General features: G+C 67.6%; 12 protein-coding genes. 4 read left to right on the top strand and 8 right to left on the bottom strand.

What is annotated here, in order from left to right; translation table 11 throughout:
* Nucleotides 1-18: 18 nt before the first annotated feature.
* Nucleotides 19-3,597 carry a methionine synthase gene (gene metH / locus ABZV44_RS04725; protein WP_354832071.1) on the bottom strand — a complete coding sequence of 1,193 codons (3,579 nt, stop codon included), beginning with the start codon at nt 3,595-3,597 and terminating at the stop codon, nt 19-21.
* Between the two features lie 116 nt (nt 3,598-3,713).
* Between metH and ABZV44_RS04720 the strand changes: the two genes are divergently transcribed.
* Nucleotides 3,714-4,607 (top strand): PAC2 family protein, encoded by an 894-nt coding sequence (locus ABZV44_RS04720; RefSeq protein WP_040857388.1) that lies wholly within the window; start codon nt 3,714-3,716, stop codon nt 4,605-4,607.
* A gap of 70 nt (nt 4,608-4,677) precedes the next feature.
* Here the strand turns inward: ABZV44_RS04720 and ABZV44_RS04715 are convergent, their stop codons facing one another.
* Nucleotides 4,678-4,983 carry a hypothetical protein gene (locus ABZV44_RS04715; protein WP_354832068.1) on the bottom strand — a complete coding sequence of 102 codons (306 nt, stop codon included), beginning with the start codon at nt 4,981-4,983 and terminating at the stop codon, nt 4,678-4,680.
* 269 nt (nt 4,984-5,252) lie between these two features.
* Here ABZV44_RS04715 and ABZV44_RS04710 point away from each other — a divergent pair, with 269 nt between their 5' ends.
* Nucleotides 5,253-6,368 (top strand): XRE family transcriptional regulator, encoded by a 1,116-nt coding sequence (locus tag ABZV44_RS04710; RefSeq protein WP_354832066.1) that lies wholly within the window; start codon nt 5,253-5,255, stop codon nt 6,366-6,368.
* Between the two features lie 84 nt (nt 6,369-6,452).
* Complete coding sequence (locus ABZV44_RS04705; protein WP_354832063.1) at nt 6,453-7,253, top strand: DUF2127 domain-containing protein; 801 nt, start codon at nt 6,453-6,455, stop codon at nt 7,251-7,253.
* A 170-nt stretch (nt 7,254-7,423) separates the two neighbouring features.
* On the opposite strand, the gene ABZV44_RS04700 is transcribed toward ABZV44_RS04705, so the two are convergent.
* Nucleotides 7,424-9,499 (bottom strand): alkyl sulfatase dimerization domain-containing protein, encoded by a 2,076-nt coding sequence (locus ABZV44_RS04700; protein ID WP_354832060.1) that lies wholly within the window; start codon nt 9,497-9,499, stop codon nt 7,424-7,426.
* A 205-nt stretch (nt 9,500-9,704) separates the two neighbouring features.
* On the opposite strand from ABZV44_RS04700, the gene ABZV44_RS04695 reads away from it, so the two are divergent.
* Nucleotides 9,705-10,298: a TetR/AcrR family transcriptional regulator gene (locus ABZV44_RS04695; RefSeq protein WP_354832058.1), complete on the top strand. Its 594-nt coding sequence runs from the start codon at nt 9,705-9,707 to the stop codon at nt 10,296-10,298.
* Between the two features lie 129 nt (nt 10,299-10,427).
* Here ABZV44_RS04695 and ABZV44_RS04690 read toward each other — a convergent pair whose 3' ends face one another.
* The 5 genes from ABZV44_RS04690 to ABZV44_RS04670 form a co-directional block, all read right to left on the bottom strand.
* Entirely contained in the window at nt 10,428-12,329 is a 1,902-nt protein-coding gene (locus ABZV44_RS04690; protein ID WP_354832056.1) for an alkyl sulfatase dimerization domain-containing protein, read from the bottom strand.
* Nucleotides 12,326-12,697, bottom strand: coding sequence for a DUF202 domain-containing protein (locus tag ABZV44_RS04685; RefSeq protein WP_354832054.1), 372 nt, complete (start codon nt 12,695-12,697; stop codon nt 12,326-12,328). The genes ABZV44_RS04690 and ABZV44_RS04685 overlap by 4 nt, the downstream gene beginning before the upstream one ends.
* Nucleotides 12,694-13,056 (bottom strand): DUF202 domain-containing protein, encoded by a 363-nt coding sequence (locus tag ABZV44_RS04680; RefSeq protein ID WP_354832051.1) that lies wholly within the window; start codon nt 13,054-13,056, stop codon nt 12,694-12,696. The genes ABZV44_RS04685 and ABZV44_RS04680 overlap by 4 nt, the downstream gene beginning before the upstream one ends.
* Before the next feature lie 263 nt (nt 13,057-13,319).
* Nucleotides 13,320-13,961 (bottom strand): response regulator transcription factor, encoded by a 642-nt coding sequence (locus ABZV44_RS04675; RefSeq protein ID WP_354832048.1) that lies wholly within the window; start codon nt 13,959-13,961, stop codon nt 13,320-13,322.
* Nucleotides 13,958-15,133: a sensor histidine kinase gene (locus tag ABZV44_RS04670; RefSeq protein WP_354832046.1), complete on the bottom strand. Its 1,176-nt coding sequence runs from the start codon at nt 15,131-15,133 to the stop codon at nt 13,958-13,960. The genes ABZV44_RS04675 and ABZV44_RS04670 overlap by 4 nt, the downstream gene beginning before the upstream one ends.
* Nucleotides 15,134-15,361: the final 228 nt, after the last annotated feature.

Below are 15,361 nucleotides of genomic sequence, written 5' to 3'. Positions count from 1 at the left end.
GGAAATCTGGTGAAAATACTAAGCGTTGAAGTACTTGGCTTCCGGATGCAGCAGCACGAACGCATCCGTGGACTGCTCCGGATGCAGTTGCAACTCCTCGGACAAGATCACTCCGATCCGGCCGGCGTCCAGCAGTTCCACGAGTTTTGCCCGATCCTCGAGATCCGGGCAGGCACCATAGCCGAACGAGTACCGTGCGCCACGGTATCCGAGTTTGAAGTAGTCCAACACATCGGCGGGATCCTCGTCGGCGACCGAATGTCCTTCCAGTGTGAGCTCTTCCCGAATCCGGCGGTGCCAAAACTCGGCGAGTGCCTCGGTGAGTTGCACACCGATGCCGTGCACCTCGAGATAGTCGCGGTAATTGTCGCCCGCGAACAGCACATTGGCGAAGTCGGCAATGGGCTTACCCATGGTGACCAGCTGGAACGGCAGCACATCCACCTGCCCGGTCTGCTTCGCGTACTCGCGTGAGCGAATGAAATCCGCGATGCAGAGGAACCGGTCGCGTTGCTGACGCGGGAATGTGAACCGGAAGCGTTCCGGCGCATCGGGATTCGGCTCGGTGAGAACAATCACATCGTCGCCCTCGGACACGGCCGGGAAATAGCCGTACACCACCGCGGCGTGCTGCAGCACACCCTCGGCGGTCAGCCGGTCCAGCCAATACCGCAGGCGCGGACGGCCTTCGGTCTCCACCAGCTCCTCGTACGAAGGTCCCTCGCCGCCGCGCTGGCCGCGCAGGCCCCACTGACCCAGGAACAGCGCCCGCTCGTCGAGCAGGCTCGAATACTCGTTGACCGACAGGCCCTTCACGATGCGCGAACCCCAGAACGGCGGCGTCGGCACCGGCAGCTCCGCGGCCACATCCGAGCGCTCGGGCACCTCGACCGGCACCTCGGCGGCCTTGCGCTGCTCGGCGATCCGCTTGGACCGCTCGTGCCGGGCCTTGCGCTCGGCGGCCTTCGCGCGGGCGGCGATGGCCTCGGCAGAATCCGGGTCGGCCGCGCCGCCACGCTTGAGGGTCATGATCTCGTCCATCAGCCGCAGGCCCTCGAAGGCGTCGCGCGCGTAGTGCACCTCGCCGTCGTAGACCGCGGTGAGGTCGTTCTCCACGTACGCGCGGGTCAGTGCCGCGCCGCCCAGGAGCACCGGGAACTGCTCCGCGACACCGCGGCCGTTGAGCTCCTCGAGGTTCTCCTTCATGACCACGGTGGACTTCACCAGCAGCCCGGACATGCCGATGACATCGGCCTTCTTGTCCACGGCGGCATCCAGGATCGTCGCAATCGGTTGCTTGATACCGAGATTCACGACCTCGTAGCCATTGTTGGACAGAATGATGTCCACCAGGTTCTTGCCGATGTCGTGCACGTCGCCCTTGACGGTGGCCAGCACGATGCGACCCTTGCCGGAATCGTCGGTGGCCTCCATGTGCGGTTCCAGGTAGGCGACCGCGGCCTTCATGGTCTCGGCCGACTGCAGCACGAACGGCAGCTGCATCTGCCCCGAACCGAACAGCTCGCCAACGGTTTTCATGCCCGCCAGCAGCGTCTCGTTGATGATCTGCAGCGGCGGCACCTCGGCCATGGCGGCATCCAGATCGGCGTCCATACCGGCCTTCTCGCCGTCCACGATGCGCCGCTCGAGCCGCTCGAACAGCGGCAGCGCCGCCAGTTCCTCGGCCCGCGACGCCTTCGACGAGGCCGCCGACACGCCCTCGAACAGCGCCATCAGCTTCTGCAGCGGGTCGTAGTCCTCGGTGCGCCGGTCGTAGACCAGATCCAGCGCCGTCTGCCGCTGCTCCTCCGGAATCCGCGACATGGGCAGGATCTTCGAGGCGTGCACGATGGCCGAATCCAGGCCCGCCTCGACGCATTCGTTCATGAACACCGAGTTGAGCACCTGCCGCGCGGCCGCGTTCAGGCCGAAGGAGATGTTCGAAAGACCCAGCGTGGTCTGCACATTCGGGTGCCGCTTCTTGAGTTCGCGGATGGCCTCGATGGTTTCGATGCCGTCGCGCCGGGACTCCTCCTGGCCGGTGCCCAGGGTGAAGGTCAGCGTGTCGATGATGATGTCGGACTCGTCGAGCCCCCAGTTGCCGGTGATGTCGGCGATGAGTCGCTCGGCGATCTCCACCTTCTTCTCGGCGGTGCGCGCCTGACCCTCCTCGTCGATGGTCAGCGCCACCACGGCCGCACCGTGTTCGGCGACCAGCGCCATGGTCTGCTGGAACCGCGAATCCGGCCCCGCGCCGTCCTCGTAGTTCACCGAGTTGATGGCGCAGCGCCCGCCCAGGTGCTCCAAACCGGCCTTCAGCACCGGGGCTTCGGTGGAGTCCAGCATGATCGGCAGGGTGGACGCGGTCGCCAGCCGGGAGGCCAGCTCGGTCATGTCGGCGGTGCCGTCGCGGCCCACGTAGTCCACGCACAGGTCCAGCATGTGGGCGCCGTCGCGGGTCTGATCCTTGGCGATGTCCAGGCACTTCTGCCAGTCGCCGGCCAGCATGGCGTCCCGGAAAGCCTTGGAGCCGTTGGCATTCGTGCGCTCACCGATCATCAGGACCGAGGCGTCCTGCTCGAACGGCACCGAGCTGTAGATCGACGACACGCTCGGCTCGTGCACCGGATCCCGCTTGGCCTGCTGGACCTCGCGCACCGCCTCGGCCACCTGCCGGATGTGCTCGGGCGTGGTGCCGCAGCAGCCGCCGACCAGCGACAAACCGAACTCGGAGACGAACTGGCTCAGCGCGACCGCCAGCTCCTCCGGCGTGAGCGGGTACTCCGCGCCGTTCGCACCGAGGATCGGCAGACCGGCGTTCGGCATGACCGACACCGGCAGCTGCGCGTGCTTGGACAGATGCCGCAGATGCTCGCTCATCTCGTCCGGACCGGTGGCGCAGTTCAGCCCGATCATGTCGATGCCGAGCTTCTCGAGTGCGGTCAGCGCCGCGCCGATCTCGGAGCCGACCAGCATGGTGCCGGTGGTCTCCATGGTCACGTGCGTGATGATCGGGATCCGCCGCCCGGCCTGGTCCATGGCCCGGTGACTGCCGGTGACCGCGGCCTTGACCTGCAGCAGGTCCTGGCAGGTCTCGATGAGGATGGCGTCGGCGCCGCCGTCGAGCATGCCGAGCGCGGCCTCGCTGTAGGCGTCGCGCAGGGCGGCGTAGGGCGCGTGCCCCAGGGTGGGCAGCTTGGTGCCCGGGCCCATGGAACCCAACACGTACCGGGGAGTCCCGTCGGCGGACGGTCCCATCTCGTCGGCCACCTCGCGGGCGAGGCGGGTGCCGCGCTCGGACAGGTCGCGAATCCGGTCGGCGATGTCGTAGTCGGCCAGGTTGGGCAGGTTGCACCCGAAGGTATTGGTCTCGACGGCGTCGGCGCCGGCCTCGAAGTAGGCCCGGTGGATGTGGCGCAGCACGTCGGGGCGGGTGTCGTTGAGGATTTCGTTGCATCCCTCGAGGCCGCGGAAATCGTCGAGAGTGAGATCCGCAGCCTGCAGCATCGTGCCCATCGCACCGTCCCCGATCACGACACGCCGTCTGAGCGTGTCCAAGAGGGTGGTGTCGAATTCGGCGCGGCTGCGTACAGACATGTACTCAAGAGTAGTGGGAGACGCCGACAATCCCTGCGTCGGTGTGCGGTGCTACCCCAACTCCTACATTGCGCGTCGCATGCACACTGCGTCTACGCACACCGTAGGCTGACCGGGTGAACGCCAGTGAATCCCCGGTGCCACCCGAATCGGACCTGCCTACGCTGCGGGATCCGGTGCTCGTGGCCGCCTTCGAAGGCTGGAACGATGCCGCCGATGCCGCCAGTGGCGCGGTCGAGCATCTGGAACTGATCTGGGACGCGCAGCCGCTGGCCGAGCTCGACTCCGAGGACTATTACGACTATCAGGTGAACCGGCCGACGGTCCGGCAGGTGGACGGGGTGACCCGCGAGATCCAGTGGCCCTCGGCCATGCTGTCGGTCTGCTCGCCCCCGGGCAGCGATCGGGACGTCGTGCTCCTGCGGGGCGTCGAACCGAATATGCGCTGGCGCAGCTTCTGCAACGACATCCTCGAATTCGTCGAGCAGCTCGGGGTGTCCACGGTGGTGATCCTGGGCGCGCTGCTGGCCGATACCCCGCACACCCGGCCGGTTCCGGTCACCGGGACCGCTTACAACAAGGAAGCCGCGGAGCGCTTCAACCTGGAGCAGACCCGTTACGAGGGACCGACCGGTATTACCGGAGTGCTGCAGGACGCGTGCGTGCGCGCGGGCGTCCCGGCCATCTCCTTCTGGGCGGCGGTGCCGCACTACGTCTCCCAGCCGCCCAACCCCAAGGCCATCATCGCCCTGCTACACCGGGTCGAGGACGTCCTCGATGTCGAGGTGCCGCTCGGCGGTCTGCCCGAGCAGGCCGAGGAGTGGGAGGGCGCGGTCAACGAGATGACCGCCGGCGACGAGGAGATCGCCGAGTACGTGCGCTCGCTCGAGGAGCGCGGCGATGCCGAGGTCGACATCAACGACGCCATGGCCAAGATCGACGGTGACGCCATCGCGGCCGAGTTCGAGAAGTACCTGCGCCGCCGCGGACGGGGCGGCTTCGGTCTCTGACACCGGGCCCCCGCACCGAATCCATTGCCGCACCTGCGTTCACGCGCAGGTGCGGCGTTCGTTTCGACGGCTAGTGCTCGACGGCCCAGATCTTGACGGAGGCCTCGTGGGCCAGCTTCGCGATCAGAAGGTCGCGCGGAATGGTCTGCCCCGCAAGGTGATCGAGCGACGGCACCACCACGTGGTGGGCATCGGCACGCTTGAGTTCGGCCGTCAGCTCCGCGAAGGCGGTGCCGTCGCCGGGGGTCGATTCATGGAACGTGGCGGCGAAGCAGAGGCCGGCGGACCGAGCGAGCACGCACATGGCGTTCTCCAGCTCTTCGCTGCGGCCGTCGGCCAGATCGTCACGCACGTACCCATAGATCAACGCTTCCACCCGAACCTCCGTTGGATTGGGGATCGCTGTCATGAATGTGCCCTGTTGAACAGTTTGGCGTAATCACGAATGCAATTGCAGATGTCAACCCACTGACATCGAGATGCCCTATCCGGGTCCATCCTTCGTTAACTGGTGAGATACTACAGAGCGTGTCCGCCGGTGACGATCGACCTGTCTGGGCCGTCCGAATGCGTGCCGAACGTGATACTCGGGGGTGGTCTCAGGCGGATGCGGTCCGTGCCATGCGGGGCAAATCGAGCCACAATTTGCCAACGGACAGCACACTTCTGCGCAACTGGCGGCGCTGGGAGTCCGGGGAATCGCGGCCGGACGATTTCTACGCTCCGATCATCGCGGCGGCTTTCGATACGGTGACGGCCGCCTTCTTTCCCAAGGCGCGCCCCAATCGGGACGACGAGATGCTCTCGGCCACGGGGATGGACACGCTGGAATTCATTGGGCGGCTACGTATGTCCGATGTGTCCGCCTCTACGCTCGATGCCGTTCGCATCACCGCTGATCGGCTGTGTTCGGAGTATCCGTGCGCCGATCCGCACGAGTTGCACGCCGAGGGCACGGCGTGGCTGCGGCGCATCACTTCGCTACTGGACGGTCGCTTGACTCTCGCGCAGCATCGGGAGGTCCTGGTGCTGGCCGGATGGGTTGCGCTGCTGGTCGGTTGCGTCGATTACGATCTCGGCTGGCGCACCGCCGCCGAGGCGACCCGCCGGGCCGCGCTCTCCCTCGGCCAGGAGGCCGAGCACGCCGAAATCATCGGCTGGGGAGCCGAAATGGCCGCCTGGTTCGCACTCACGCAGGCCAACTACCGGGGCGCCATCGAGACCGCCGAGGCCGCGTACGCCACCACCGACCACCTGGGTGTCGGCGTCCAGCTGGCCGCACAGCGCGCCAAGGCGTGGGCACGGCTCGGTGACCGCCGCGAGGTGGAAAAGGCACTCGCCCAGGGCCGTTCGATACTGGACACCATCGAGCATCCGTCCGATCTGGACAATCACTTCGTGGTCGATCCGCAGAAGTTCGACTTCTACGCCATGGACTGCTGCCGGGTAGCCGGGGAGGACCGGCTGGCGGAAAACTATGCCCGGCAGGTGATCTTGACCTCCACCCGCCCCGACGGCAGCATCCGTAAACCCATGCGGGTCGCCGAGGCGCACCTGACGCTGGCGGTGGTCGCCATCCGCGATCGCAATCTGGAGCTCGCCCTGGACGAGGGGGTGCGGGCCTTCGCCGGCAAACGCCGCTCGTTGCCCTCGCTCATGTGGATCGCGGGTGAGACGGCGCGGGAGATGATCGAGCGCTTCCCCGGCGACCCGCGCACCCGGACATATCTGGATCAACTGCGCGCACTGGCCGCGGGCTGAGACCTCCGTCGCAGCGCGCCGAGACATCCCTCGCGGCACGCTGAGACACCCCTCGGCGCCCGCCCACCGGTTACGCTCACGCGCATGGACTTCAGTCTGTGGACCTGCGCTGCCCGAGGGCACGAGACCTACGCCCCCGCCGAGCCCGAGCTCGCGGCACGCCTCCACGTCGCCACCCCGGCGGGTGAATCCTGGCGCTGCCTGCGCTGCGGGGATTTCGTGCCGGGCGAGCCGCGTCGCAGCGGTCCGGCCGACGACGCGCCCGAGGTGCCGCGCGGGCATCTACTGCGCGACCGGATCATCATGCGCCTGCTGGCGGCCGAGCGCATCGGCCGGGCCCTGGTGCTGATCCTGCTGGGCGCGGGCGTGCTGAAACTGCGCGGTTCGCGCCAGCACTGGAAGGCCAACTGGGACAAGGATCTTCCGCTCATCCGCCAGCTGGCGGACCAGATCGGTTTCAACCCTGACCATTCCAAGATCATCAAGGGCATCGACAAAGCGTTCACCTTCTCCCCCACCGTGCTCACCTGGGTGGCGGTGGCGCTGTTCGCCTATGCCGCGATCCAGCTCACCGAGGCGGTGGGCCTCTGGCTGGTCAAGCGCTGGGGCGAGTACTTCGCGGTCATCGCGACCAGCATCTTCCTGCCGCTCGAGATCTACGAACTCACCGAGAAGATCACCTTCCTGCGGGCGGCGGCGCTGATCGTCAACCTGGCGGCGGTGATCTGGCTGCTGTGGAGCAAGTCGCTGTTCGGGCTCAACGGCGGTGCCGCCAAGTACTACGCCGAACACCACTCCGAGAGCTTGATGACGGTCGAACGCGCCGCCGTGGCAGCCGAATCCGAGCGGCCGACCGAACGCATCGACACCCAGCGCGCACACTAACCCGGTGTGCCCGCGTCACCCGGGCACACCGAGACCGTGGGCCAGGGTGGGCCACGAGTCGACTCATGGCCACAACCGGAACGCTGTAACCCCCACATCTATTCATGTGTGTCGCGGCGTGACGCCCCCGGTAACTCCCGTCACGCCGCGGCATTCCACCGCGCGGAGTACTACGGGGTGACGATGTTGAAGTTCGGGTCGGGCTTGTCCATGACGTCCTTCAACTGCTTCAACTTGGCCGGGTCGCCGCTGACCTTGATCGCGCCGGCCTGGATCTCCTTCACGATGTCCTTGGTTCCGGTCATGGTGGCGATCAGCTCCAGCCGGGACAGGGTGAAGGTGGCGTCCGGGGCCGGACCCTTGAAGTCGGCGGGGATCACGTAGTAGATGAGCACGCCGTTGCGTAGCTCGGTGCGGTAGGTCCGGTTCTGGTCGGTAATGATCCAGTCGTTGACCAGGTGCAGGTCCCACGCCTTGGGGCCGTTGATCAGGAACGCCGCGGAGTCGAAGACCTGGTCCACGCTCAGGGCGCTGATCATGCCGGCGGAGTTGGCCTTGGTCGGGGTGCCGAAGGCGCCGTTGCGCAGCTCGTAGGCGCCGGAGAGGAAGAAGTTGCGCCAGGTGGCGTTCTCCGAGCCGTAGCCGAGCTGCTCGAAAGCGCTGGCCTGCAGCATCTTCGCCTTCTCATTGTCCGGGTCGGCGAAGATCAGGTAGTTGAGAACCTGGACGCACCAGCGGTAATCGCCGTCGGAGTAGGCCGCGCGGGCCACCTTCAACGCCCCGCTCGCACCGCCCATGGCGTCCACGTGCCGCTTGCCGGACTCGACCGGCGGGTGCTCCCACAGGTGCGCGGGGTTGCCGTCGAACCAGCCCATGTAGCGCTGGTAGATGGCCTTCACATCGTGGCTGACCGACCCGTAGTAGCCGCGGTTGTACCACTTGCTCTCGATGGCCGGCGGCATCTGGATCATCTCGGCGATCTCGATGCCGGTGTAGCCCTGGTTCAGCATGCGCAGGGTCTGGTCGTGCAGGTAGGCGTAGGTATCCCGTTGCAGCGACAGCCATTCGGTGACCTTGTCCGCTTCCCACATGGGCCAGTGGTGCGAGGCGAAGGCGACGTCGTACTTGTCGGAGAACATGGTGATGGTCTCGGTCAGGTACTGCGACCACACGTGCGCGTCGCGAACCAGCGCGCCGCGCAGGGTGACCAGATTGTGCAGGGTGTGGGTGGCGTTCTCCGCCATGCACATCGCCCGGAAGTCGGGGAAGTAGAAGTTCATCTCCGACGGCGCCTCGGTGCCCGGGGTGATCTGGAAGACGACCTTGATCCCGTCGATGGTCTCTTCCTGGCCGGTGTGGGTGACGTCCCTGTTCGGCGGGATCAGGCTCACGGTGCCGACCGAGGTGGTCATGCCCAGGCCCGCGCCGACCTGGCCCTTCGCACCACGCGGCAGCGCCGCGCCGTACATGTAGGCCGAGCGGCGGGCCATGGCGGTGCCGGCGAAGACGTTCTCCTCGACCGCGTGGTCCACGAAGCCCTGCGGCGCGATCACCGGAATCCGGCCCGAGGCAGCGTCTTCCAGGCTGATGACACCCAGGGCGCCGCCGAAGTGGTCGACGTGGGAGTGGGTGTAGATCATGCCGGTCACCGGCCTCCGACCGCGGTGCGCGAAGTACAGGTCCATGCCCGCCTTCGCGGTCTCGGTCGAGATCAGCGGGTCGATGACGATGATGCCGGTTCTGCCCTCGATGATCGTCATGTTCGACAGGTCGAGACCGCGGATCTGGTAGATGCCCGGAACCACTTCGTAGAGGCCCTGTTTCACCACCAGCTGCGACTGCCGCCACAGCGAGGGGTGCACAGAGTTGGGGCAGGCGCCCTGGATGAATCCGTAGGAATCGTTGTCCCACACCACCTTTCCAGTGGCGTCCCGCACCACGTCCGGCTCGAGCCCGGCGATGAAGCCCCTGTCGGTGTCGGTGAAGTCCTGCTCGTCGGCGAAGGGCAATGCGGATTGCGCCCGATGCTGCTGGTCGACGATGTGGCCGCTCGGGTCGACCGGATCCTTGCCGGCCCGCTCGGCGGCGGAACCGTTGTCGCCGTTGCTGTCACATCCGGCGACCGCGGCTCCGACACCGGCGGCCACCAGTGCGGCCGCGCCCACCCCGAACACCCCCCGCCGCGACACCGTGAAGCCACCCGGCCCGCGGTCGTCACCGTTGTTCGTGAGGTCCGCGTCGGTCATCAGCGCTCTCCTGTCTCCATGCAATCGGTGTGCCCGACAGCAGGAGTAGCCGATCATTCGCTGTCGTTCTGCCGTCGCTGCCACAGTACATCACTATTGCAGTGTTGCTGCAATACGATGGCCGTGTGACACCACCCCTGACCCCGCGAACTCTCCACCGGACCTGCGTGCACGCGCTCCGGCCAGATGTGATCGGATTCTCGTCATGAGCGAGGGCAAAGGCGACGGCCCACGGCGGCGGCGCAACCCGGAACAGACCCGCAGGGCGATCATCGAGGGCCTGCTGTCGGCGGTCCACGACGGTGAGTTCGACCCCACCACCCGTAGCATCGCCGAGCGCGCCGGGGTGTCGGAACGCAGTATCTTCGTGCACTTCCCGACCCGGACAGCGCTGATCACCGCCGCGGTGGATCAGCAGTCCGAGCAGGTCGAGTCGCTACTGACCGAGATCGACCCGGAACTGCCACTGGCCCAGCGCATCGAGGCGGTGGTGCGCCAGAGCGAGGCCATCTTCACGCTGCAGCGCGAGCCCCGGGTGCTCGGGCTCATCGAATCCCTGCGCACCCCGGCGGTGGACACCCGGATGCGGTTGACCGACAAGCGGATTCGGGACGCGCTCACCCGCGCCTTCGCACCGGAACTGGACTACGCCGAGGGCGAGCAGCTGCTCGATCTCGTCGACGCCACCGTGGGCTGGCCGTACCGCCACCACCTGATGGACCGGCGCGGCCTGTCCAAACGCGCCGCCTCCGAGGCGGTCGGCCGCGCGCTCACCGCCATGCTCACCCTCGAACGCTGAACCGGCCGAGCACCGTTGGCGACCGCCGCGCCGGGCACGGACCCCCGCCCCATCCGTCGCGGGTGACTCGGAGGTCCGGAATTCAGCAAACCCTCATGCATTGCCGCTACGTTGCTGATGACTCCGCGACTACGGGGTCACGATGTCGAAGTCCGGGTCGGGCTGGTCGAAGAGGCCCACCAGTTTGGCGAAGGACTGGACATCACCGTCGATCCTGAGCCGGCCGGCCTGCACGGCCGCCTGCAGGTCCTCGCCCGCGAGCAGCACGCCGATCAGGGTGGGCCGGGTCAGGGTGAAGGTCACGTCGGGGGCCGGCAGCTTGTCACCGTCGCGGCGATCCCAGTGCAACAGCACGCCGTTGCGCAGCTGCAGCCGGACGGTGCGGTTCTCGTCGGTGAAAACCCAGTCGCTGGTGGCCTTTTCGTGCCAGGCCTTGGGACCGTCGAGCCGCAGCGCGATGCCGTCGAAGACCTGGTCCACGGTGAGCGCCGCCATCATCGACGACGAGCCGGCATTGGTCGGCGTACCGAAGGTGCCGTTGCGGAGCTCGTAGGCGCCCGAGAGGAAGAAATTGCGCCACGGGCCGTTCTCCGCGCCGAAGGCGAGCTGTTCGAAGGCGTCGGCCTGCAGCGCCTTGGCGGCCCGGTTGGACGGGTCGGCGAAGATCACGTAGTTGACCGCCTGCACGACCCACCGGTAGTCGCCCTCGTCGAAGGACTTGCGCGCCTTGCGCAGCACCTCGTCCGCGCCACCCATGAACTCCACGTGCCGCTTGGCCCCCTCGACCGGCGGGTGCTCCCACAGGTGGGCCGGATTGCCGTCGAACCAGCCCATGTACCGCTGATAGATGGCCTTCACATTGTGGCTGACCGACCCGTAGTAACCGTGCGCGGCCCACGAATCGACCAGCGCCGGAGGCATTTCCATCATTTCGGCGATCTCGCTGCCCACGTAGCCCTGGTTGAGCCGGCGCAGGGTCTGATCGTGCAGGTAGGCGTACAGGTCGCGCTGCAACTCCAGGTACTCGACCAGCCGCTCGGTGCCCCAGGTGGGCCAGTGGTGCGAGGCGAACACGACGTCGCTCTCGCGGCCGTACAGGTTGATCGACTCGGTGAGGTAGCTGGACCACACGTGCGGGTCACGCACCAGCGCACCGCGCAGCGTCAGCAGGTTGTGCAGCGTGTGGGTCGCGTTCTCCGCCATGCAGAGTGCGCGGAAGCCCGGGAAGTGGAAGTTCATCTCCGACGGCGCCTCGGTGCCGGGAGTGATCTGGAAGACGATGCGCACGCCGTCGATCGTCTGCTCCTGCCCCGTGTAGGTGATGTCGAGGGTCGGAGCGATCAGCGTGACGGCGCCCGTCGAGGTGGTCTGCCCCAGCCCCGCACCGACCTGGCCCTTCGGACCGCGCGGCAGTGCCGCGCCGTACATGTAGGCCGCGCGCCGGGCCATGGCGGTGCCCGCGTAGACGTTCTCGGCGACAGCGTGTTCGAGGAATCCGGCCGGAGCCACCACCGGCACCCGCCCGGACTCGGCATCCGCCACGGTCATCACACCCATCGCACCGCCGAAATGATCGACGTGCGAATGGGTGTAGATCATGCCCGTCACCGGCTTCCGGCCGCGATGCGTGAAATACAGGTCCATGCCCGCCTTCGCGGTCTCGGCCGAGATCAACGGGTCGATGACGATGACACCGGTGTCGCCCTCGATGATCGTCATATTCGACAGATCCAGGCCGCGGATCTGATGGATGCCCGGAACCACCTCGTACAGGCCCTGTTTCACCACCAGGCCCGACTGCCGCCACAGCGACGGGTGCACCGAGCTGGGGCAGGAGCCCTGCAGGAAGCTGTAGGAGTCGTCGTCCCAGACCACAGTCCCGTTGTCGTCCTCGACGATTCCGGGTTCCAGCTTGGCGATGAAGCCGCGATCGGCGTCCTGCTGGTCGGCGGTGTTGTCGAACGGAAGCTCTTTCCGGGCACGCTGGTTCTGCTCGATGATGAACGTGCTCGGTTCGGTGACCGCACTCACTGTCCGCCTCCTGTCACTGCCGGGATCTCCGGCGTCGATGGGATCGAAAAGGCTTGCCGTTTACCGGGATCGGTGAGACCGATGACGAGCGCCACCCCGCACACCACCAGCACCGCGACCGTCGCGATGGCGATGACCCGCTGCCCGTGCGCCCAGTGCCCGCGGTGCAGCGAGTTGTTGCGCAGGACGCTGAGCCCCGCGACGAACATGAGTCCGACCGCCGCGAGGGCGGGCGCGATAGCGGCCGGATGCCAGCCGCTGGTCGCCGCATGATTGACGAACAGCACCCCGGTCCCCATCGCGGCGATCGCGGTGCGCCGCCAGGCCAGCGCGGTGCGCTCGGCGGCATAGGTGGGCGGCGCGGTCACGGCCACACCGTCGCGATCGCCGCGAAGATCGAGACGATCGCGATGCCGCCCGCGAGAATCGGGACGAGCATCGTGTTCCCCAGCGGCTCGCCGCGCACCATCCGGTCCTGGACATCGCGCCAGTGCGTGTACGCGCCGGCGGCCAGCACGACCGCCAGCACGATGCAGCTGAGCGAGAGCAGCCTCCGCACCCCGGCGTGATGGAACGGCTGCACCAGCGTGTGCACCGCGACACCGGCGGCCAGCAGACCGAGCGCGGTGCGGATCCACGCGAGAAAGGTTCGTTCGTTCGCCAGGGTGAACCGGTAGTCGAGCTCCGGGTGTTCCGTGTCGCCGCTGTCCTGGGGTTGGTTCTCCACTGTCACCACCTGTCCGGTGTCGCGATCGCGGTCCGACTACAGCAAATGATCAGTAAGGGCGATCATTCCACGAATCGGCGACGGGGTTCGATACTCGACACACGACGGGCACGGCAAGTGACGCCCGCAGTCCGACCGGCGGGCCGATCCGCAACTGCGGGCATTCGCCCGCAATTCACGGCGCAGCGAGGAGATTCAGATGCGGCGCGTGGCCGGTTACCTCTTCGGTTTCATGCAGCAGGCTGCGCCCAAGGGGCTGTTACTCACTTCAGGAGCCGTTGCTCGTTCGCGACGGCGACTGCCGCGGCGCGATTGTCGACGCCCAGCTTGTCGTAGATTCGTCCCAGGTGCGTCTTCACGGTCGCCTCACTGACATGCAGCGCCCGGGCGATTTCCCGATTCCCCAGCCCCTGCGACAGCTGGCCGAGAATATCCAGTTCCCGGGCCGTCAACGCGGGCTGCGGGTTTCGCATGCGGTTGAGCACCCGGTCCGCGATGGGCGGGGACAATGCCGTACGTCCTTGCGCGGCCGCGTGAATCGCCGCGAACAGCTCCTCGGGGCGTTCGGCCTTGAGCAGGTAGCCCGTCGCGCCGGCGGCGATGGCGCGGGTGATGTCGGCGTCGGTGTCGTAGGTGGTGAGCACCAGCACGTGCGGGGTCGCACCGGCGCCCGCGGTGATGCGGCGGGTGGCCTCGATGCCGTCCATGTCGCCGCCGAGCTGGAGATCCATGAGCACGACGTCCGGCTGCAGACGCTCGGCGAGGGCGACCACCTCCGGGCCGCTGCCCGCTTCGCCGACGACGTCGATGCCGGGTGTGCTGCCCAGCAGGGCGCGCAGGCCGGCGCGGACGACCACGTGGTCGTCGCAGATCACCAGGCGGACAGGGGTTTCGGCTTCGGTCACGACCGCTCCAGGGGGACTTCGGCGGAGACGACGGTGCCGTCTCCGGGCGCCGATTCGACGGTGAGGGTGCCGCCCAGCTGGCGCAGGCGGGCACGCATGGCGGGCAGGCCGTGGCCGCGGTCGGCGGTGGTGGCGGTCGCGGCGGGGTCGAAACCCCGTCCGTCGTCGGCAATGTCGAGGACGAGCCGGTCACCGAGGTCGGTCAGGGTGATGGTGACCGCGGTCGCGGCGGCATGCTCGCGCGCATTCGCCAACGCCCCCTGCGCGATTCGCAGGACCGCCGCCTCCACGCCCGCGGGCAGTCCCACCGGCGCGCCCTCCACGTGGATGCGCACGCTGAGCGAGTCGCCGCGCTCCCGTTGGGCCATCGCCTCCAGCGCCGCGACCAGCGATCCGCCCGCGGCCAGATCCGTGGGCGCGAGGTCGTGCACGAAGCGCCGCGCCTCGGCGAGGTTGTGTTCCGCGACGGCCGCCGCGCTGCGCACATGCTCGCGGGCCTGGTCCGGTTCGCTGTCCCAGATCCGGTCGGCCGCCTGCAGCAGCATGCGCTGGCTCGAAAGTCCTTGGGCCAGGGTGTCGTGGATCTCCATGGCGAGACGCTGCCGCTCGGCGAGGGTGCCTTCGCGGCGTTCGGTGGCCGCGAGTTCCCGGCGGGTGGCGCGCAGGTCCTCGATGAGTGCGGCCTGCCGTTCGGTCTGGCGGATCAGGCCGACGAACAGCGCGGTGCTGAGGGCGGCGACGGCGGGCGGGGCCAGCAGCAGGTTGGGATCGGCCCAGCCCGCGAGCTTCGACTGAGCGAGGACCACGAGCGCGGTCAGCCCGGCGACCAGCACGAGGGCGACACGCAGCGGGAGGATCCGCAGGCCGGTGTAGAGCAGCGGCACCGCGCACCAGGCGAAACTCGGTGCGAGGACGACCAATACCGCCCACGCGGTCACCAGTAGCGCGAACAGCAGCACACGACGGGAGGCACGCAGTTCGCTCAGCACATAGAGCACGGCCAGTCCGAGCGAGAGTCCGATCACCCACGGCATGCGGGCACTGTCGGGGTGGCGGAGCACGAACCGCAGCATCGACGCGGCCAGCAGGACGTAGAAGGCGCTGTGCACGATGGTGCCCAGCAACCGGGTGTCGTCACGGGGCCGCACGGCCACCTGGTCCGGAGACGGCATGCGGGCACCTCCTCGGCGGCAGCGACGTGGGTAAACACTCAGTGACATGGACAAACACCCTCATTCTGCCGTGCCCCACCGCTCCCGGGGTCATCCGATCGGTTGATACGGGGATCAGCCGGACCGCGCGCGAATTCCCAGCCGCTGCGCCGATGTGCCCGGCCGGTCTGGGCAGCAAGCTGGAATGCGAACAGAGCGAACAGCTTTCACCCGAGAATCCGTGGAGGA

This window comes from Nocardia sp. NPDC004860 (assembly GCF_040609015.1).
Classification (GTDB): domain Bacteria; phylum Actinomycetota; class Actinomycetes; order Mycobacteriales; family Mycobacteriaceae; genus Nocardia.
The sequence above is the reverse complement of the archived record's forward strand: the minus strand, read 5'-3'. Positions and strand labels throughout refer to the sequence as shown.